At 61.8% G+C, this 17,890-nt stretch carries 18 protein-coding genes; 10 read left to right on the forward strand and 8 right to left on the reverse strand.

Translation table 11 applies throughout. The features are described from left to right. Nucleotides 1–20 precede the first annotated feature (20 nt). Nucleotides 21–527 carry a GAF domain-containing protein gene (locus JFT58_RS25280; RefSeq protein WP_020302594.1) on the forward strand — a complete coding sequence of 169 codons (507 nt, stop codon included), beginning with the start codon at nucleotides 21–23 and terminating at the stop codon, nucleotides 525–527. On the opposite strand, the gene JFT58_RS25285 is transcribed toward JFT58_RS25280, so the two are convergent. Continuing rightward, nucleotides 502–1,425, reverse strand: coding sequence for an AraC family transcriptional regulator (locus JFT58_RS25285; protein WP_054897347.1), 924 nt, complete (start codon nucleotides 1,423–1,425; stop codon nucleotides 502–504). The genes JFT58_RS25280 and JFT58_RS25285 overlap by 26 nt on opposite strands. 163 nt (nucleotides 1,426–1,588) lie before the next feature. Between JFT58_RS25285 and JFT58_RS25290 the strand changes: the two genes are divergently transcribed. Both JFT58_RS25290 and JFT58_RS25295 read left to right on the forward strand, forming a co-directional pair. Beyond that, nucleotides 1,589–2,611, forward strand: coding sequence for an alpha/beta hydrolase (locus JFT58_RS25290; RefSeq protein WP_054897346.1), 1,023 nt, complete (start codon nucleotides 1,589–1,591; stop codon nucleotides 2,609–2,611). Next, nucleotides 2,608–3,798 carry an MFS transporter gene (locus tag JFT58_RS25295; RefSeq protein WP_054897345.1) on the forward strand — a complete coding sequence of 397 codons (1,191 nt, stop codon included), beginning with the start codon at nucleotides 2,608–2,610 and terminating at the stop codon, nucleotides 3,796–3,798. The genes JFT58_RS25290 and JFT58_RS25295 overlap by 4 nt, the downstream gene beginning before the upstream one ends. Here the strand turns inward: JFT58_RS25295 and JFT58_RS25300 are convergent. Then, nucleotides 3,791–4,612: an AraC family transcriptional regulator gene (locus tag JFT58_RS25300; protein ID WP_014718649.1), complete on the reverse strand. Its 822-nt coding sequence runs from the start codon at nucleotides 4,610–4,612 to the stop codon at nucleotides 3,791–3,793. The genes JFT58_RS25295 and JFT58_RS25300 overlap by 8 nt on opposite strands. A 102-nt stretch (nucleotides 4,613–4,714) precedes the next feature. On the opposite strand from JFT58_RS25300, the gene JFT58_RS25305 reads away from it, so the two are divergent. Continuing rightward, complete coding sequence (locus JFT58_RS25305) at nucleotides 4,715–5,926, forward strand: MFS transporter (RefSeq protein ID WP_198834699.1); 1,212 nt, start codon at nucleotides 4,715–4,717, stop codon at nucleotides 5,924–5,926. Nucleotides 5,927–6,423: 497 nt separating this feature from the next. Here the strand turns inward: JFT58_RS25305 and JFT58_RS25310 are convergent, their stop codons facing one another. Then, nucleotides 6,424–6,738 carry a DUF2834 domain-containing protein gene (locus JFT58_RS25310; protein WP_054897344.1) on the reverse strand — a complete coding sequence of 105 codons (315 nt, stop codon included), beginning with the start codon at nucleotides 6,736–6,738 and terminating at the stop codon, nucleotides 6,424–6,426. Nucleotides 6,739–6,929: 191 nt separating this feature from the next. On the opposite strand from JFT58_RS25310, the gene JFT58_RS25315 reads away from it, so the two are divergent. Beyond that, a complete protein-coding gene (locus JFT58_RS25315) occupies nucleotides 6,930–8,639 on the forward strand; it encodes an amidase (protein ID WP_054897343.1) in 1,710 nt (569 codons plus the stop codon). A 162-nt stretch (nucleotides 8,640–8,801) separates the two neighbouring features. Here the strand turns inward: JFT58_RS25315 and JFT58_RS25320 are convergent, their stop codons facing one another. Further along, nucleotides 8,802–9,035: a DUF6434 domain-containing protein gene (locus JFT58_RS25320; protein WP_003190852.1), complete on the reverse strand. Its 234-nt coding sequence runs from the start codon at nucleotides 9,033–9,035 to the stop codon at nucleotides 8,802–8,804. 153 nt (nucleotides 9,036–9,188) lie between these two features. Here JFT58_RS25320 and JFT58_RS25325 point away from each other — a divergent pair, with 153 nt between their 5' ends. Then, entirely contained in the window at nucleotides 9,189–9,620 is a 432-nt protein-coding gene (locus JFT58_RS25325) for a nuclear transport factor 2 family protein (protein ID WP_003190851.1), read from the forward strand. 7 nt (nucleotides 9,621–9,627) lie between these two features. On the opposite strand, the gene JFT58_RS25330 is transcribed toward JFT58_RS25325, so the two are convergent. Continuing rightward, nucleotides 9,628–10,953: an aminotransferase-like domain-containing protein gene (locus JFT58_RS25330; RefSeq protein ID WP_054897342.1), complete on the reverse strand. Its 1,326-nt coding sequence runs from the start codon at nucleotides 10,951–10,953 to the stop codon at nucleotides 9,628–9,630. Between the two features lie 89 nt (nucleotides 10,954–11,042). Here JFT58_RS25330 and JFT58_RS25335 point away from each other — a divergent pair, with 89 nt between their 5' ends. The 3 genes from JFT58_RS25335 to yghX are packed head-to-tail and all read left to right on the forward strand — an operon-like array spanning nucleotide 11,043 to nucleotide 13,411. Further along, nucleotides 11,043–11,933 (forward strand): DMT family transporter, encoded by an 891-nt coding sequence (locus JFT58_RS25335; protein WP_054897341.1) that lies wholly within the window; start codon nucleotides 11,043–11,045, stop codon nucleotides 11,931–11,933. A 51-nt stretch (nucleotides 11,934–11,984) separates the two neighbouring features. After that, entirely contained in the window at nucleotides 11,985–12,479 is a 495-nt protein-coding gene (locus tag JFT58_RS25340) for a PaaI family thioesterase (protein ID WP_054897340.1), read from the forward strand. A gap of 44 nt (nucleotides 12,480–12,523) precedes the next feature. Next, complete coding sequence (gene yghX / locus JFT58_RS25345) at nucleotides 12,524–13,411, forward strand: YghX family hydrolase (RefSeq protein ID WP_054897339.1); 888 nt, start codon at nucleotides 12,524–12,526, stop codon at nucleotides 13,409–13,411. 121 nt (nucleotides 13,412–13,532) lie between these two features. Here yghX and JFT58_RS25350 read toward each other — a convergent pair whose 3' ends face one another. Next, nucleotides 13,533–14,405 carry a LysR family transcriptional regulator gene (locus JFT58_RS25350; protein WP_054897338.1) on the reverse strand — a complete coding sequence of 291 codons (873 nt, stop codon included), beginning with the start codon at nucleotides 14,403–14,405 and terminating at the stop codon, nucleotides 13,533–13,535. Nucleotides 14,406–14,534: 129 nt separating this feature from the next. On the opposite strand from JFT58_RS25350, the gene ampC reads away from it, so the two are divergent. Next, the gene (ampC, locus tag JFT58_RS25355) at nucleotides 14,535–15,677 is read left to right on the forward strand and encodes a class C beta-lactamase (protein ID WP_103299344.1); all 1,143 of its coding nucleotides are present in this window, start codon (nucleotides 14,535–14,537) and stop codon (nucleotides 15,675–15,677) included. A 193-nt stretch (nucleotides 15,678–15,870) separates the two neighbouring features. Here the strand turns inward: ampC and dctM are convergent, their stop codons facing one another. Further along, a complete protein-coding gene (gene dctM, locus JFT58_RS25360; RefSeq protein ID WP_014718351.1) occupies nucleotides 15,871–17,151 on the reverse strand; it encodes a C4-dicarboxylate TRAP transporter large permease protein DctM in 1,281 nt (426 codons plus the stop codon). Further along, nucleotides 17,151–17,783 (reverse strand): TRAP transporter small permease, encoded by a 633-nt coding sequence (locus JFT58_RS25365; protein WP_034125996.1) that lies wholly within the window; start codon nucleotides 17,781–17,783, stop codon nucleotides 17,151–17,153. Before JFT58_RS25365 ends, dctM begins: the two co-directional genes overlap by 1 nt. Between the last annotated feature and the right edge of the window lie 107 nt (nucleotides 17,784–17,890).

Consider the following 17,890-nt stretch of genomic DNA (forward strand, 5'->3'; position numbering starts at 1 on the left):
ACGCCATTGGAGCGTTCAGCATGGTTTCAAGCGTCACCGCCGCACACAGGTTACTCAGCGCAGACGAGCGCGCCGCCATTGCCGAAATTGAAGCAACCACCAACATCCTCAAGCTGGTCACTCGTCTGACCGGGATGAGATTCGCCGGCATCGCCAAGTTCACCGACCAGGAATGGGTGGTGTGTTCGGCCTACGACCCGCTGCAAATGGGCATCAACGTCGACGACGTACTCGACCTTGAAACCACCCTGTGCAGTGAGTTCTGCATCAACCCACACACCCTGTTCATCCCCCAGATCAGCCAGAACGGCCGTTTCGCGTCACGCCCGGTGGTCAAGCAATACGCCATCGAAAGCTACGCCGGCGCGCCGATCTTCCTGCCCGATGGCCGCCTGTTCGGGGCGCTGTGTGCGCTGGACTCACGGGCCATGCTGTTCGACGACCCCAACCTGCCGGAAACCCTGAGCCTGTTCGCACGGCTGATTGGCTGCATCTTCTACGCTAATCTGACCCCGGCGGATCACTGACACCCGCCCGGCCCCGCAGTGTTGCCATATCGCGCTTGGGCGGCACCCCGAACAGTCGGCTGTACTCACGGCTGAATTGCGACGGGCTCTCATACCCGACTTTGAACGCGGCACTGGAGACATCCTGGTGCTCGTTCAACATCAATCGTCGTGCTTCATTCAGACGCAGCCATTTCTGGTATTGCAGCGGGCTCATCGCGGTCAGTTGCCGGAAGTGATGGTGAAAGGTCGCCGCGCTCATTTGCACCCGCGCTGCCAGCTCTTCCACACGCAGGGCTGCGTCGAAATTCAACTTCAGCCAGTCGATCGCCTTGGCAATTCGATAGCCCTGTCCGTCCACCGAGCAGATCTGGCGCAGTCGACCGGCCTGATCGCTTTTCAATAGCCGGTAATGAATCTCGCGCTGGATCAATGGCGCGAGTACCGGGATAGCCTCGGGTTCATCCAGCAACGCCACCAGGCGCGCGAATGCGGCCAGTATGCCGTCGGTGACCGTGCCGATCCCCACGCCCTTCATGACCGCACGCTCACGCGCCGGCGGCAAGCCACCCTGGGCGATCAGCTCGGCGAGCATGCGCAGGTCCAGCTTGAACGTCAGCCCCAGGCACGGTTGCTCGGGGCTGGCCGCCAGCACCTCGGAATTGGCCGGAATGTCCAGCGACGTCACCAGGAACCGGGAAGTGTCGTAGGGGTAGCCCTCGCCACCGACCCACAACTGCTTCTCGCCCTGGGCCACCAGCACGATGCACGGCTCAACCATGCACACCACCGGCGCAGCGGGTTGCTCACGCCGATAAAAGCCCAGGCCGGGGATCGGCATGGCGTAGTCGCCGGGCGACGGCGTGCGCGAACCAATCGACTGGATCAGCGCGTTCAATGGGGTGGGAGTGGATGTCATGACAGACCCTTTCAATGCTTCATTGCACTTTACCCGCGCAAGTCATGGGCGTCGTCATCTGGCACTGAAACTCAGAGGATCAGGCAAGTAATCCACTCAAATGCACTACAGAAGCCCTACCGTCACCCGGAAAATGTGCTGACACTTCACGAGGAACACCCCTATGAAACGCCTCTTGCTCGCCCTGGGTTTGTTGGTGACTTCTCTTTCTTCATTTGGAGCCGATATGTCTAACGGTGCGGATAACTTCTACAGCAGCGACACAGTGACGGCCGAACCTGTCACCTTCAACAATCAATACGGCATGCAGGTCGCAGGCACGCTGTTCGTGCCCAAGCACCTTGCCCCAGGCTCAAAGCACGCAGCCCTTGTCGTCGGCCACCCGATGGGCGCCGTCAAAGAGCAAAGCGCCAACCTCTACGCCACCAAAATGGCTGAACAGGGTTTCGTGACCCTGTCCCTGGACCTGTCGTTCTGGGGCCAAAGCGCCGGCACACCACGCAACGCGGTGTTGCCCGACCTCTACGTGGAAGACTTCAGCGCCGCCGTGGACTTTCTCGGCACTCGCCCACAGGTCGACCGGGAACGCATCGGTGCCATCGGCATTTGTGGCAGCGGCAGTTTTGTGATCAGTGCTGCGAAGATCGATCCGCGTCTCAAGGCAATCGCCACCGTCAGCATGTACGACATGGGCGCGGCCAACCGCAATGGCCTCAAGCACGGCATGACCTTGCAACAGCGCCAGCAGATCCTGCGCCAGGCCGCCAACCAGCGCTATGTAGAGTTCCAGGGCGGCGAGACCCTCTACACCGGTGGCACGCCGCAGAGCCTCACGGGCGACCTGGTCGGCGACGAGTTCTACGACTTCTACCGCACCCCCCGCGGCGAAGTCACCCCGGCAGGCGCCTCATCGCAGACCACCACCCGGCCGACGCTCACCAGTAACGTCAAGTTCATGAACTTCTACCCCTTCAACGATATCGAGACGATCTCGCCGCGCCCACTGCTGCTGATTACCGGGGCCAACGCGCACTCCCGTGAATTCAGTGAAGACGCCTATCAACGCGCCGCCGAGCCCAAGCAATTGCTGATCATCCCCAACGCCGGCCATGTAGACCTGTACGACCGCGTCGAACTGATCCCGTTTGACACGCTCACCACCTTCTTCCAGAGCCACTTGCAGTGAGCTCCGTTATCCCTCAACCGCAACGCTGGGGCGCGGTGCTGGCGATGTCGCTCGCGGCGTTTGCCTTGGTCGCCTCCGAGTTCATGCCGGTCAGCCTGCTCACACCGCTGGCCGCTGACTTGCACATCACTGAAGGCCAGGCCGGCCAGGGCATTTCCGTGTCCGGGGTGTTTGCCTTGCTCACCAGCCTGGTGATCGCGGCGGTTGCCGCGAGGATGGATCGCAAGCGCCTGCTGATGGCCCTGACCCTGCTGATGATCCTCTCTGGCAGCGTGGTGGCGTTCGCACCGAATTACGCGGTGTTCATGTTCGGGCGCGCATTGATTGGGGTGGCGATTGGCGGTTTCTGGTCGCTGTCGGCGGCCACGGCAATGCGCCTGGTCGAGCCCGCCCAAGTGCCAAGGGCCTTGGCCATCGTCAACGGTGGCAACGCCCTGGCGACGGTGATCGCGGCGCCGCTGGGCAGCTTTCTTGGCGGCCTGATTGGCTGGCGCGGCGTATTTTTTTGCGTGGTGCCGGTCGCCGTGATTGCGCTGGCCTGGCTGTGGCTGAGCTTGCCTGCGCTCAAGCACAGCGGCGCAGCGAACACCGGCAATGCACTGCGCCTGCTGAAAAACTCCAAGGTCGCCGTGGGCATGTGCGCCGTCAGCCTGTTCTTCATGGGCCAGTTCATGCTGTTCACTTACTTGCGGCCATTCCTGGAAGGCGTGACCCGGGTCGAGGTGTCCACCCTGTCGCTGATGCTGCTGGTGCTCGGCCTGGCCGGCCTGGCGGGTACGGTGTTGATTGAGCATTTGCTCAAGCGTCACCTGTACCCGACGCTGATTGCCATTCCGTTGATCATGGCCGGCATTGCCCTTGCGCTGGTGGGGCTCGGCGGTTCAGCGATTGTCACCACCGTGCTGTTGGGCTGCTGGGGCCTGATAGCGACAGCTGCACCGGTTGGCTGGTGGACATGGCTGGCGCGCACCTTGCCCGACGACGCTGAGGCCGGCGGGGGGTTGATGGTCGCCATCATCCAGTTGGCGATTGCCGCCGGTGCCACCGTCGGTGGTGTGGCATTCGACTTGAGCGGTTATCAGGCCACCTTCGAGTTGAGCGCCGCCTTGCTGGTAGTCGCCACGCTGCTGGCTTACCTGGCATCCCGGCGCCCTGCTCACGCATCCATGGCAAGCGGCACTACTTGAAAAAATGACTCGGCGTTTTGCCAAACTGTTTCTTGAACATGCTGGTAAAAGCGCTGGGGCTTTCGTAGCCCAATTCAAACGCCACATCGATGATCTTCTCCCCCACCGCAATGCGCTCCAGCGCCAGCAGCAACCGCGCCTGCTGGCGCCATTGGCCGAAGGTCATGCCGGTTTCCTTGCGGAACAGGCGCTGGATGGTGGTCTGGTCCAATCCCAACCGCGCACTCCAGTCGGCCACGGTGGAGGCATCACTCGGTTCATCCTGCAACGCCAGGCAGATCGGGCTCAGGCGCGGGTCGGCAGGCTGGGGCAGCGACAGCGGCAAGGCCGGGAGAATGGCCAGTTCGTCAAGAATCAGGTGCATGATCCGCGCGTCGCGTGAATCCTCGGCATACGGCGGTTTCAAGCTCACCGAGGCCTTGATCAGTTCACTCAGCAGCGGCGAAACCGTCACCGTCTTGGGCTCGGCCGGCAGGTTAGGGAAACTGTCGGGGCGCACGAACACGCTGCGCATCTTCAGCGTACCCACGCAGCGCAGTGAGTGAACTTGACCGCAAGGCATCCAGAAGCCACGATTGGGCGGCACCGTCCATTGCCTCAGGGCCGAATACACCACCATCACACCGCCAATGGCGTACAGCAGTTGGTGCTTGTTGTGGCTGTGTTCGGGGATCACCCAGTTTTCGGGGTAATCGGTGGCCGAACTGATGACGGCCCAGTCGCCCTCATCGATCTCTCGCAGAAATTTATCCAGTGATTTGATCATTTCGCCCTTTTTGCGATGGTTTCTGCCCGAATTGCGCGAGACAGGCATTGGCGCCGAATCTAGCATAAACGCCGAGTCCAGATGGAGTGGCGGTTCACATCACCGCCGCCCGCCTCCACGCCTGTCAGCTGCCTTGTACGGAATGCCCGCATGTCCCCAGTCACAGCGTCACCCGCCGCACCTTCGACCAGCCCGCAAGTAAGCCCCTTAGTCATGCGCGTCCTGGGCGCCTGTGCCCTCGCGCACCTGATCAATGACTTGATCCAGGCTGTGCTGCCATCGATCTACCCGATGCTCAAGGCCAACTACGGCCTGAGCTTCACCCAGGTCGGCCTGATCACCCTGACCTTCCAGTTGACCGCCTCCCTGCTACAACCGTGGATCGGCTACCACACCGACCGCCACCCCAAACCCTGGTTATTACCAGCGGGCATGGTGTGCACCTTGATCGGCATCCTGATGCTGGCCTTTGTCGGCAACTTCCCGGCGATATTGCTCGCGGCGGCGCTGGTGGGTGTGGGCTCATCGACCTTCCACCCGGAAACCTCCCGCGTCGCACGCCTGGCTTCCGGTGGGCGCTACGGCCTGGCGCAATCGACCTTCCAGGTCGGCGGCAACACCGGTAGCGCTTTCGGCCCGTTGCTGGCGGCGGCGATCATCATTCCCTACGGCCAAAGCCACATTGCCTGGTTCGGCCTGTTTGCGGTGTTCGCCATCCTGGTGCTGTACGGTTTGAGCCGCTGGTACCGCCACCACCTCAACCTGTTCAAGCTCAAGCAAGGCAGCCAGGCGACACACGGTTTGTCCAAAGGCCGCGTGACATTCGCCCTGGTGGTACTGGCTGTGCTGGTGTTCTCCAAATACTGGTACATGACCAGCCTCACCAGTTACTTCACGTTCTACCTGATCGAGAAATTCCAGCTGTCGGTGGCCAGCTCGCAGATGTACCTGTTCCTGTTCCTCGGCGCGGTGGCCGTGGGCACCTTTGCCGGTGGCCCGATCGGCGACAAGATCGGCCGCAAGAAAGTCATCTGGTTCTCGATCCTCGGCGCCGCACCGTTCACCCTGGCCCTGCCCTACGTCGACCTGTTCTGGACCGCCGTACTCAGCGTGGTCATCGGCTTTATCATCGCCTCGGCATTCTCGGCCATCGTGGTGTTTGCCCAGGAATTGGTGCCGGGCAATGTGGGCATGATCGCCGGGATATTCTTCGGCTTGATGTTCGGCTTCAGCGGGATCGGCGCGGCGCTGCTCGGGATGCTCGCTGATCATCACGGCATCGAATACGTGTACAAGCTGTGCTCGTTCCTGCCGCTGGTGGGTATCCTGACGGTACTGTTGCCGTCGACCAAAGGCGTTTGATCGATCGCGTCGCCCCATAGCCGTAGTTACCTACAGCTTTGGGGCGACGCGGGACCTGTGGCGAGGGAGCTTGCTCCCGTGACGGCCTGCCAGCCGATGCATATTTATCTGACACCACTAGATCCAAATGGGGGAGCTGGCTTGCCTGCGATGGCGGCCTGCTAGCCGAAGCCTATCTACCTGACACCCCCACGATCCAGATGTGGGTGGCTTGCCTGCGATGACCATAGGTATCGACACAATTCCGTAGCGCTCAACGGTAACCACGATGCGAAGCGAGCCGCTCTTGATCTGCTATGGATATGTCCACAATCCAACTGTGTTGACTGCCAGGCCGCCTTCGCGAGCAAGCCAGCTCCCACAGTGGGATCGCGGTGCTTCAGGTATAGAAGCGTCAACTGTCAGGCCGCCATCGCAGGCAAGTCAGCTCCCACTTTGGATCGTGGTGTGTCAGTCAGATCAGCGTCGCTGGCAGGTCGTCACGGGAGCAACAAGCCTCACTTCATGGCCCGGCGAGAAAATCCATTACCCACGATATAGAGCAAAGGCCCTACCGACACAAACACTGCCGTCAGTAAAAAATACGGCAGCACTGAGACCATCGACCGCCCTCGCCTACGCGCATCCCGGTACATCCACACACACGCCAGCACCGCCATCAGATACAGGTCAATCACCACCTGCGCCGTATCGGGCCGGGACATCAGTTCCCATCCAAATGCCAGCAGGGACTGCTCGGCCGTGAGCATGGTCGCCACCGTATAGAGGGTAAACCCGAGCAAGGCAGCCAGGGCGATATAAGGTCTGTGCATGGTCTCTTCCTTGAAGTGCAACGTTAATCAGCGCGGCCACCTTAGCGACAAGAGGCTGCCGCTCGCAATCCTGCAGACGTCTTTCCCGAGATGTCCTGCGCGCCGCCTACACGAAGTATGCCGCGCTGGTTTTGTGAAATATCTGTACGTAGACTGCCGCCATACCCCCACTTGAAGGCGGCGAAAAAAACGTGATGCAAGTTACTGAAGTCTCTATTGCCCAATTGCGCGCTGCGCTTGAAGCCGGCCAGACCACGGCAGTTGAACTGGTGCAGGCGTACCTGGCGCGGATCGATGCCTACGATGGCCCGCAGACGGCCACTGCACTGAACGCCGTGGTGGTACGCAACCCCGATGCGCTCAAAGAAGCCCAGGCGTCCGATGCGCGCCGTGCCAAGGGGCAAACCCTGGGGCCGCTGGATGGCATTCCTTACACCGCCAAGGACAGTTACCTGGTCAAGGGGTTGACGGCTGCATCCGGCAGCCCGGCGTTTGCCAAGCTGGTGGCCCAGCGCGATGCCTTCACCATTGAGCGTCTGCGTGCCGGTGGCGCTATCTGCCTGGGCAAGACCAACATGCCGCCGATGGCCAATGGCGGTATGCAGCGTGGCGTGTACGGTCGCGCCGAAAGCCCCTACAACGCCGACTACCTCACCGCGCCGTTTGCGTCGGGTTCCTCCAACGGCGCTGGTACCGCCACCGCCGCCAGCTTTGCCGCGTTCGGGCTGGCTGAAGAAACCTGGTCCAGCGGTCGCGGCCCGGCCTCCAATAATGGGTTGTGTGCCTACACGCCGTCCCGTGGCGTGATTTCGGTGCGCGGCAACTGGCCACTGACCCCGACCATGGACGTGGTGGTGCCTTATGCTCGCACCATGGCCGACCTGCTGGAAGTGCTCGACGTCGTGGTGGCCGAAGACCCGGACACACGTGGTGACCTGTGGCGCCTGCAACCCTGGGTGCCGATCCCCAGCGTCACCTCGGTGCGCCCGGTGTCCTACGCCGCGCTGGCAGTCGACAGCGAAAACCTGGCCGGCAAGCGCTTTGGCGTGCCGCGCATGTACATCAACGCCGACCCGGATGCTGGCACCAGCGAAAAACCCGGTATCGGCGGCCCGACCGGACAAAAGATCCACACCCGCGCCACGGTGATCGAACTGTGGCAAGCCGCGCGCCAGGCATTGGAAGCGGCGGGTGCCGAAGTGATCGAAGTGGATTTCCCGCTGGTGTCCAACTGCGAAGGCGACCGCCCCGGCGCGCCGACGGTGTTTACCCGTGGCCTGGTCTCTAAAGAGTTCCTCCACGACGAGTTGTGGGAGCTGTCTGCATGGGCCTTCGATGATTTCCTGCGTGCCAACGGCGACCCGCACCTGAACCGCCTGGCCGATGTGGACGGGCCGAACATCTTCCCCCACGACCCCGGCACCCTGCCCAACCGTGAAGACGACCTGGCCGCCGGCATGGACGAATACGTGCGCATGGCCCAACGCGGCATCACGCCATGGGACCAGATCAGCACCGTGCCCGATGGCCTGTGCGGCCTGGAGCAAACCCGGCGCCTGGACCTGGAAGACTGGATGGACACCCTCGGGCTCGACGCCGTGCTGTTCCCCACCGTGGCCGACGTAGGCCCGGCGGATGCCGATGTGAACGAAGCGTCTGCCGACATTGCCTGGAGCAACGGCGTGTGGGTGGCCAACGGCAACCTCGCCATCCGCCACCTGGGCGTGCCCACCGTCACCGTGCCGATGGGGGTGATGGCAGACATCGGCATGCCGGTGGGGCTGACCTTCGCCGGGCGTGCCTATGACGATTCGGCGCTGTTGCGCTTTGCCTCGGCGTTCGAAGCCACCGGCAGCAAACGGATGATCCCGCCGCGTACGCCACCGCTGGCGGCTATCTAGCTGGGCTCCTCACTCAAATGCGGGCTTGCTGTGGGCGAGCAAGCTTGCTTGCGCTGGGGTGCGTAGCGCCCCCAAAAAGCCGGCTCCAGCTGCGCTATCGAGCGGGAGCAAGCTCCCTCGCCACAGCAAGCCCGCTCCCACACTTTTTGTTCATATTTCAGTTCAAACACCGTGGTGCGAGGACCGAAGCACCTCGTTGCGACGCTGCCACTCCTCAACCACATCCCCCAAAGTCTTGGGTGCGCCGTTACGAATCCACGCCATGAATGGACGGTTGAACTTGAACGCCGGGCCACACTGCTCAAGCATAAAGCGGCGCACGTTCTGGGTGTTTTTATAGCTAGGGGTGACGGGTGTAGCGCGGGTGATGACGTCGCTGTGCCAGTCAAAATCCATCATGTACCTCGGCTGCGCGGATGTGATGAACACTCTAGCGCCTACTCACCTCAAGCTCCTGCAAAATTTCACTTTCCTTCCGCCTTGAGAATATTGCATGGTTGTACGACGACGTACCTCGTCGTATTTCTTAACAACAATAAGGAAACACCCATGTCCAACTTCAAAGTGCTGATCGGATTTCTGTGCCTCTTCTCCGGCTACGTCGCCGCCGCGCCCGGCGCCGCCGAGAAGGATGTAGCCCAGGCAGTCGATCAATTGACCCAAGCCATGCTGCATCTGGACCTCAAGCAGCTTCATGCACTGACGTCCGACAAGCTCACCTACGGCCACTCCAGCGGCAAGGTGCAAAACAAGGCGCAATTCATTGCCGACCTGGAAACCCATACCAGCGCATTCAAAACCCTGGAGATGCAAAACCAGACCATCACCCTCAACGGCGATACCGCCCTGGTGCGCAACCACTTCCATGCCCTGGCGGTGAACAGCGGTGTGGACACACCAACCGATATCGACAACTTTCAGGTTTGGCAAAAACAGCACGGCCAATGGCTGCTGATTGGGCGCCAGGCTTACAAGTACTGAGCAAACCTCACCACGCCACCACCTTGCGCACCTTCACCAGCGCCTCACGCAATGCCGCCATGGGCACCGAACCCAGGGCCAGGCGCAGCGCGTGGGGCACCTGGGCCGAGACCGCGAACGGTTCGGCGGTTGAAACCGAGATGCCCGCGCGCTGCAAGGTCATGGCGACCTGATCGGCGCGGGCGTCTTCCGCCAACGGTAGCCACAGAAAGTAGGAGGACGGGTGACTGATGATCTTCACGCCCCTCAGCACCTGTGCTGCCAACGCTTGACGAGCCTGGGCATCCGCACGCTTTTGCGCCTCCAGTTGCGCCACCGTGCCGTCCTCGAGCCAGCCCACCGCAATCGCGCTCATCACCCCCGGCACGTTCCAGGTGGTGGCCATGATCGTGCGTTCCAAGCCGCTCACCCAAGCCATAGGCGCAGCGATAAAGCCCACGCGCAAACCGGTGGCGACACTCTTGGACAGCCCGCCGATGTACACCGTGCGCTCCGGTGCGAGGGTCGCCAAGGGTGGCGGCGCTCCTTCGGCGAGAAACGCATAGGCGCTATCCTCGATGATCATCAGGTTGTGCTGCCGGGCGATTGCCACCAAGCGCTCGCGCTGCGCCAGGCTCATCACCCAGCCCAGCGGGTTATGCAGGGTCGGCATGCTGTACACCGCTCGCACCGGGCGCTGGCGACACAGGCTGTGCAGGTGGTCAAGATCAGGGCCGTTGGCCGTGACTGGGATGGCGACCAGTTCCAGGTGCAGGGTTTCGGCCAGCACCTTGAACCCCGAATAGGTCAGTGCATCCACCGCGACCACATCCCCAGGCTTGAGCAAGGTCATCATGCTCACCGCCAGGCCATGCTGGGCGCCGCTGACCACCAGCACCTGCTCGGCTTGCACCGTCAACCCTCGGTTCAACAAGTGCCGGGCCACGGCGGCGCGCTCGTGCACACGTCCGGCATGGGGCTGGTAACGCAGCAACGCCTCCAGGTCGCCAGACAGGGCGAGTTGGCGCAACGCCGTGCGCAGCAGCTCGGCCTGGCCCGGCAACGACGGGTAGTTGAAATTCAGGTCAAGCAAACCCGCCGCAACCGTCATCTGGCCACTGCCCTGCCCCGGTGGCAAGGCAATCTCACGCACGAAAGTGCCGCGCCCGGTTTCGCCACTGACCAGGCCCATGGCTTCCAGCTCGCTGTACACCCGGCTGGCGGTGACCAACGCCAGGCCATGCTCGGCGGCCAATTGCCGATGGGTAGGCAACCGCGTGCCGGGCTGCAATTGGCCGCTGCGGATGGCCTCGGCGAAGGTATCGACCAGTGTCTTGTAGCGAGCACGGGGCATAGGGATGTATCCATGACAATTTTTTGATTGTCTTAATCTTCAATCCTAGGATGCCCAGCACGCAACTGCCATTTTCGGACAGGTCCCCCATGGAACGCACTTCTCCTCTCGGCACTCTGGACAGCAGCACCCAGGGTTGGATCAACGGTTTTATCGGTGTGGTGATTTTCAGCGGCTCGCTGCCAGCCACGCGCCTGGCGGTCATGGAATTCGATCCGGTGTTCCTGACCATGATCCGCGCCACTCTCGCGGCGCTACTGGGGTTGTGCCTATTGGGGGTATTCAAGGAAAAACGCCCCACGCGCCAGCAATGGGCACCGCTGGTTATCGTCGCGCTTGGCGTGGTGATCGGCTTTCCACTGCTGACGGCCCTGGCCCTGCAGTACCTGACCTCGGCCCACTCCATCGTCTTTATCGGCCTGCTGCCACTGGCTACGGCGGTGTTCGGTGTGCTGCGCGGCGGTGAACGGCCGAGGCCGGTGTTCTGGTTGTTTTCGATCCTGGGCAGCCTGTTGGTGATGGGATATGCCGTTGCCCAAGGCTTGAGCGCCGCACCCGCGGGCGATGTGTTGATGCTGTTGGCCGTGCTCGCATGCGGCCTGGGGTATGCCGAAGGCGCCAAGCTGTCGCGCAGCCTGGGCGGCTGGCAGGTGATCTGCTGGGCGCTGGTGGTGTCGCTGCCGGTGGTGGCGCCCTTGAGCCTGTTGTTGGCGCCGTCTACCCTCAGCGGTATCAGCTTGCCGGCCTGGTTGAGCCTGGGCTACGTGGCGGTGTTCAGCATGTTGATCGGCTTTGTGTTCTGGTACCGCGGCCTGGCCCAGGGCGGGATTGCCGCGGTGGGCCAGTTGCAGTTGCTGCAACCGTTCTTCGGCCTGGCGCTGGCGGCGGGTTTGCTGCATGAACAGGTCAGCCTGGGCATGGTGCTGGTGACGGTGGCGGTGATCGGCTGCGTGGCCGGGGCGAAGAAGTTTGCTCGCTAACCCCTGGCCTGCTAAATAGAAGCGTCGCCCAAACAACAACAAGGACTCTGCATGCACAGCGCTTCTCTCCAGGACACCACGGCGCCGGAAGGCATCTGCTACGGCTGCGGCAGCAGCAACCCTCATGGCCTGCACATCAAGAGCCGCTGGGATGACGATGGCGTACACGTCATTGCCGAGCATCAACCCGAGGCCAAATACAGCGGCTGGCCAGACCTGGTCTACGGTGGCCTGATCGCCATGCTGGTGGACTGCCATTCCAACTGGACCGCCATGGCCTACCACTACCGCGCCGAACAGCGTGAACCCGGCAGCCTGCCGCGCATCGACTGCGTCACCGGTAACCTGGGGATCAAATTCATCAAGCCCACGCCCATGGGTGTGCCCCTGGTCCTGCGGGCGCGGGTCGAAGGCGAAATCGGTCGCAAAAGCCGGGTGGTCTGCGAAGTGTATGCAGGCAGCGTGCTCACCGCCGTCGGCGACTCGGTGTTCGTGCGCGTCGACACCGGGCAACTGGCCGCCGCCGCCCATGGCCGCGAGGTTTGATCCTGGTCTACAGTGACGGCAACCGCTAATCGAGGACTGCACCGATGACTCGTCTGACCGCGAAAGACTTTGCTCCCGAACTGCTGGAACTCTACGACGGCTATGCCCACGGCAAGATCAACCGCCGCGAATTTCTCGACCGCGCCGCGCTGTTCACCCTCGGTGGCCTCACCGCTTCGGCATTGCTCGCGGCCCTGAGCCCCAATTACGCCCTGGCCGAGCAGGTGAAATTCACCGACCCGGATATCGTCGCCGACTACATCACCTACCCCTCGCCCAAAGGCAACGGCACCGTGCGCGGCTATCTGGTGCGCCCAGCCAAGGCGGCAGGCAAGCTGCCCGCCGTGGTGGTGGTGCATGAAAACCGGGGCCTGAACCCCTATATCGAAGACGTCGCCCGACGCCTGGCCAAGGCCGGCTTTATCGCCCTGGCCCCCGACGGCCTGACCTCGGTGGGCGGCTACCCTGGCAATGATGAAAAAGGCGTGGCCCTGCAGCAGACCGTCGACCCGACCAAACTGATGAACGACTTCTTTGCCGCCATCGAGTGGCTGATGCAGCACGACAGCAGCACGGGCAAAGTCGGCATCACGGGGTTCTGTTATGGCGGTGGCGTGACCAATGCAGCGGCGGTGGCCTACCCGGAACTGGGCGCGGCAGTGTCGTTCTACGGGCGCCAACCCGACGCCAAGGACGTGCCGCGCATCAAGGCGCCGATCATGTTGCATTTCGGTGAGCTGGATACGCGCATCAATGAAGGCTGGCCGGCGTATGAACAGGCATTGAAGGCCGCGGGGACGAGGTATGAGGCGTTTATCTACAAGGGCGCCAATCACGGTTTCCATAATGATTCGACACCGCGCTATGACGAAGCAGCGGCGAACCTTGCCTGGGAACGCACCCTGGGATGGTTCCGCCAATACCTGATGTAGGAGCGAGCTTGCTCGCGAAAAACGACAACGATAACGCGGGCGTCCTGGATAGACGCGGCGCCTGGGAGTTTTTCGCGAGCAAGCTCGCTCCTACATAAATGAGGGCCTGCCTCCCCAAATGTTATCCAACACTTGCCTGCAACCACCCTTTGAACGCCAACATCGCGGGTGTCTCAGCCCGCGACTGCAAGCGCGTCAACCAATAGCTGCCGGTGGTGATCCCCACCTCGAACGGCTGGCGGATCACATCGTTCTCCAATTGCCGTGAAAACATCAGAGCTGGCGCCAGTGCAACGCCAGTCCCTTGCAGCGCGGCCTCCATCATCGCCAGCGAAGAGTCGAACACCACGCTGCGCGGCATCCGTGTATCGCTGGGCAAACCGGCGGCCTGGAACCACAGGTTCCACTCATCGGCACGGTAGGAACGCAGCAAGGTGTGCTTCAGCACGTCAGCCGGGCTGTGCAGTTGTTCGGCAATCTGCGGCACGCACAACACCGTCAGCGGTGCCTCAAGCAAGGGGCAGGCGTCGGTGCCGTGCCACGCGCCGGCGCCAAAGCGGATGGCATAATCCAGGCCCTCGGCGGCGACATCCACGCGATTGTTGTGGGTGGACAAGCGCAAGTCGATCAACGGGTAGCGGCTGTGAAAATCCGCCAGGCGTGGCAACAACCAGCCCACCGCAAAGGTACCGACCGCCCCCACCGTCAGGACTTCACGGTAATGCCCGCCTTCAAACTGATCCAAGGTCAGGGCAATTCGGTCGAAGGCGTCACGCAGCACGGGCAGCAGGGATTCGCCTTCGCTGGTGAGCATCAAACCCCGTGGCAGGCGCCTGAACAGCGTGACGTTGAGTTGCGCTTCGAGACTTTTGACCTGATGACTGACCGCCGCCTGGGTCACGCACAGCTCAATGGCCGCACGGGTAAAGCTCAAATGGCGCGCCGACGCTTCGAAAGCGCGCAACGCATTGAGCGGCAGGTGGGAACGCAACATGGCTTGACCCAAATTTTTCTAATGGCAGGTGCGAGATATCATCGTTTGCCGGCGCCCGGAAATCCACCTACATTTGCCACGCCTGCGCAGGTTCCGATCGTCATTGCCTTATTTACATGGAAGCGAACCATGAAACACACCCTGAAAAAATATGCGGTTTCAGCCTTGTTGTTCGGCGCCGGCAGCTGCATGGCAGCCACCGATATGCGCCAGGTCGTGGACAGCCACGTCACCCCTCTGATGAAACAGCAAGGCATCCCGGGCCTGACGGTCGCGGTCGTCCAACACGGCAAGGTGCAATACTTTAACTACGGCGTCGCCGCCAAAGACACCCAGGCACCCGTCACCGAAAACACCCTGTTCGAAATCGGCTCAGTGAGCAAAACCTTCAACGCCACCCTCGGCGGGTATGCCCAGGCCATCGGCAAGCTCAAGCTGTCGGACATGACCAGCCAACATCTGCCCGTCCTGGCTGGCAGCGCGTTCGATCGCATCAGCCTGCTGCAACTGGCCACTTATACCGCCGGCGGCCTGACGCTGCAGTTTCCGGATGCCGCCGACAGTGCAACCACCATGATGGATTACTTCCAGCATTGGAAACCCACTTATGCGCCGGGGGAACGACGCCTTTACTCCAACCCCAGCATTGGCCTGTTCGGTTACGTGACCGCAAAAAGCCTGGGCCAGCCGTTCACCGTCGCCATGGAAAAAACCCTGCTGCCCAAGCTGGGCTTGACCAATACCTATACTCGCGTCCCCGCCGACAAGGCCGGCCAGTACGCCCAGGGCTATGACAGCCAGCAGAAACCGGTACGCGTCAACCCCGGCGCCCTGGACTTCGAAGCCTACGGCATCAAGAGCAGCAGCCAAGACCTGGCCCGCTACGTGATCGCGAACATGCACCCGCAAACCCTGGAACAACCGGTGCAACAGGCCATTGCCACCACTCACGCCGGCTACTACACCGTCAACGGCATGACCCAGGGGTTGGGCTGGGAACGCTACCCCTACCCCATCGGCCTGCAAGCATTACTGGACGGCAACTCCACACCGATGGCGATGGAGCCGCACAAGGTCACCTGGCTGACACCCGCCCAGGCCGAGCCGGCCAACGTGCTGTACAACAAAACCGGGTCCACTGGCGGCTTTGGTGCTTACGTGGCGTACGTGCCAAGCAAGGACATGGGGGTGGTGATCCTGGCGAACCGGAACTACCCGAATGCCGAAAGGGTGAAAGTAGCGCACGCGATCTTGAGTGCGATGGACCAATAAGGCCGCCATCGCAGGCAAGCCAGCTCCCACATTTGGATCGCGGCGCGTCAGTTAGATCAGCGTCCGCCGTTGGGTAGTCACGGGAGCAAGCTCCCTCGCCACAGGGCCTGCGTCGTTTCTGAGTTATGTAGATACCTATGCCCCGATGAGGGAGTGTCTGACTCATCGCCATCGGGGCAAGCCCCCTCCCACCCTACATTCCGAGCCACTGCGGCAGCGCCAGGGAAATGAACGGCAAGTACGTCACCATGATTAGGAACACCAACAGGATCATCAGCCACGGCATCGCCGCGCGAATAGTCTGCCCCAATGTCAGCCCGGTCACCGCCGAGGTCACGAACAGGTTCAGCCCCACCGGCGGGTGCACCAGGCCGATTTCCATGTTCACCACCATCACTATCCCCAGGTGAATCGGGTCGATCCCGAGCTTCATCGCAATCGGAAAAAAGATCGGCGCCAGGATCAGCACAATGGCCGAAGGCTCCATAAAGCTGCCGGCAATCAGCAGCACCACGTTGACCATGATCAAAAAGCCAATCGGCGTCAGCCCTTCCGAGATTACCCACGCGGTGATTTGCTGGGGGATCTGTTCGGTGGTCAGCACGTGGGCAAACAGCATGGCGTTGGCGATGATGAACATCAGCATGATCGACAAGCGCCCCGACTCCAGCAGCACCTTGGGGCAGTCGCGCAGCTTCATGTCCTTGTAGACGAACAGCGCGACGAATGCTGAATACACGGCCGCCACTGCCGCCGCTTCGGTCGGGGTGAACATGCCGCTGTAAATGCCGCCGAGGATGATCACCAGTAGCAACAGGCCCCAGAACGCTCGGCGTGCACAGCTCAGCCATTCACGGAATGTCGCCCGGGGTTGCGCCGGCAGCTTCTTGATGCGGGCGACGATGTAGATCGCGACCATCAACATCAGGCCCAGCAGCAAGCCCGGAATCACCCCGGCCATGAACAACTTGCCCACCGAGGTTTCGGTCGCCGCCGAATACACCACCATCACAATCGACGGCGGGATCAGAATGCCCAAGGTCCCGGCATTGCAGATGATGCCAGCACCAAATTCCTTCGGATAACCGGAGCGCACCATGCCCGCCACGGCAATCGAACCCACTGCTGCCACCGTGGCCGGTGACGACCCGGACAGCGCTGCAAACAGCATGCACGCCAGCACCGCCGCAATCGCCAGGCCACCGCGGATATGCCCGACACAGGCGTTGGCAAAGTCGATCAGCCGCTGGGCCACGCCGCCGGTGGTCATGAAGGCACCGGACAACAGGAAAAACGGAATCGCCAGGAAGGTGTAGGCATCGCTGGTTTCAAACAGCTTGATCGCCAGGGAACTCACCGAGTCCTGGCTGAACATCAAAATCGACACCGCACCGGACAGCCCCAGGGCAATCGCAATCGGCACGCCCAGGAACATGAACACGAACAACAGCAAAAACAGACAGAGCACGGCCATCAGTGACGCTCCTCATGGCTGCCGGCCAACTTGCTGGCCTCACCGGCCTCGTCGGCCAACCCCAACCCGACCTGGCGGTGGGTAAAGATGCGGTAGAAAATTTCCAGGTAGCGGATCAATACCAACGCAAAGCCAATGGGCACGATCACCACGATGTCGCCGACATCGATGCCGAACTGGTCGAGGTCTTCGGCGCCGATATGCGCGGTCATCACCGCACTTACCCACTTGTAGCTGGCCACCATGAACAGCCCGGCATAGGCCAGGCAGCACAGGCAGGCGAGCATGCCGAGCAGACGCTGCACCGGGCGCCGGGTCAGCCGCACCAGCGCGTCCACACCCAGGTGGCCAGCAGTGCGCACGCCGTAGGAAATGCCGAAGAAAATCAACCAGCCGAACATGGCCTTGGTCAGCGCCACACTCCAGGTCATCTCTTGGGCCCACGTCATGCTGCCGTCGCCCAGGGCATTGAAGAAGGGGCTGCTCCAGGCCCATTTGTCGGCCAGGGTAAAGAACAGGGTGTAGACGTTGTTGAGCATGACGTAGACGAACGTCACCAGGGTCATGGCGGCCAGCAGGAAAGCAATAAAGCCTTCCTCCAGGTGCTCCCAGACGCGCCTTAGCGTTTGCATGGCAAAACCTCGCGAGGCAGAGATAGGTAAAAAGCCAGGTCAACCTGCTAGATCGTTCCCACGCTCCGCGTGGTAATGCCGCCCCGGACGTTCCACGTTCTGTATCA

This window comes from Pseudomonas sp. MF6767 (assembly GCF_016405475.1).
Classification (GTDB): domain Bacteria; phylum Pseudomonadota; class Gammaproteobacteria; order Pseudomonadales; family Pseudomonadaceae; genus Aquipseudomonas; species Aquipseudomonas paracarnis.

Coding starts and splice junctions, on each gene's coding strand:
- JFT58_RS25280 (WP_020302594.1), top strand. CDS start 21: ATGGTTTCAAGCGTCACCGCCGCACACAGGTTACTCAGCGCAGACGAG.
- JFT58_RS25285 (WP_054897347.1), bottom strand. CDS start 1,425: ATGACATCCACTCCCACCCCATTGAACGCGCTGATCCAGTCGATTGGT.
- JFT58_RS25290 (WP_054897346.1), top strand. CDS start 1,589: ATGAAACGCCTCTTGCTCGCCCTGGGTTTGTTGGTGACTTCTCTTTCT.
- JFT58_RS25300 (WP_014718649.1), bottom strand. CDS start 4,612: ATGCCTGTCTCGCGCAATTCGGGCAGAAACCATCGCAAAAAGGGCGAA.
- JFT58_RS25305 (WP_198834699.1), top strand. CDS start 4,715: ATGTCCCCAGTCACAGCGTCACCCGCCGCACCTTCGACCAGCCCGCAA.
- JFT58_RS25310 (WP_054897344.1), bottom strand. CDS start 6,738: ATGCACAGACCTTATATCGCCCTGGCTGCCTTGCTCGGGTTTACCCTC.
- JFT58_RS25320 (WP_003190852.1), bottom strand. CDS start 9,035: ATGGATTTTGACTGGCACAGCGACGTCATCACCCGCGCTACACCCGTC.
- JFT58_RS25325 (WP_003190851.1), top strand. CDS start 9,189: ATGTCCAACTTCAAAGTGCTGATCGGATTTCTGTGCCTCTTCTCCGGC.
- JFT58_RS25330 (WP_054897342.1), bottom strand. CDS start 10,953: ATGCCCCGTGCTCGCTACAAGACACTGGTCGATACCTTCGCCGAGGCC.
- JFT58_RS25335 (WP_054897341.1), top strand. CDS start 11,043: ATGGAACGCACTTCTCCTCTCGGCACTCTGGACAGCAGCACCCAGGGT.
- JFT58_RS25340 (WP_054897340.1), top strand. CDS start 11,985: ATGCACAGCGCTTCTCTCCAGGACACCACGGCGCCGGAAGGCATCTGC.
- yghX (WP_054897339.1), top strand. CDS start 12,524: ATGACTCGTCTGACCGCGAAAGACTTTGCTCCCGAACTGCTGGAACTC.
- JFT58_RS25350 (WP_054897338.1), bottom strand. CDS start 14,405: ATGTTGCGTTCCCACCTGCCGCTCAATGCGTTGCGCGCTTTCGAAGCG.
- ampC (WP_103299344.1), top strand. CDS start 14,535: ATGAAACACACCCTGAAAAAATATGCGGTTTCAGCCTTGTTGTTCGGC.
- dctM (WP_014718351.1), bottom strand. CDS start 17,151: ATGGCCGTGCTCTGTCTGTTTTTGCTGTTGTTCGTGTTCATGTTCCTG.
- JFT58_RS25365 (WP_034125996.1), bottom strand. CDS start 17,783: ATGCAAACGCTAAGGCGCGTCTGGGAGCACCTGGAGGAAGGCTTTATT.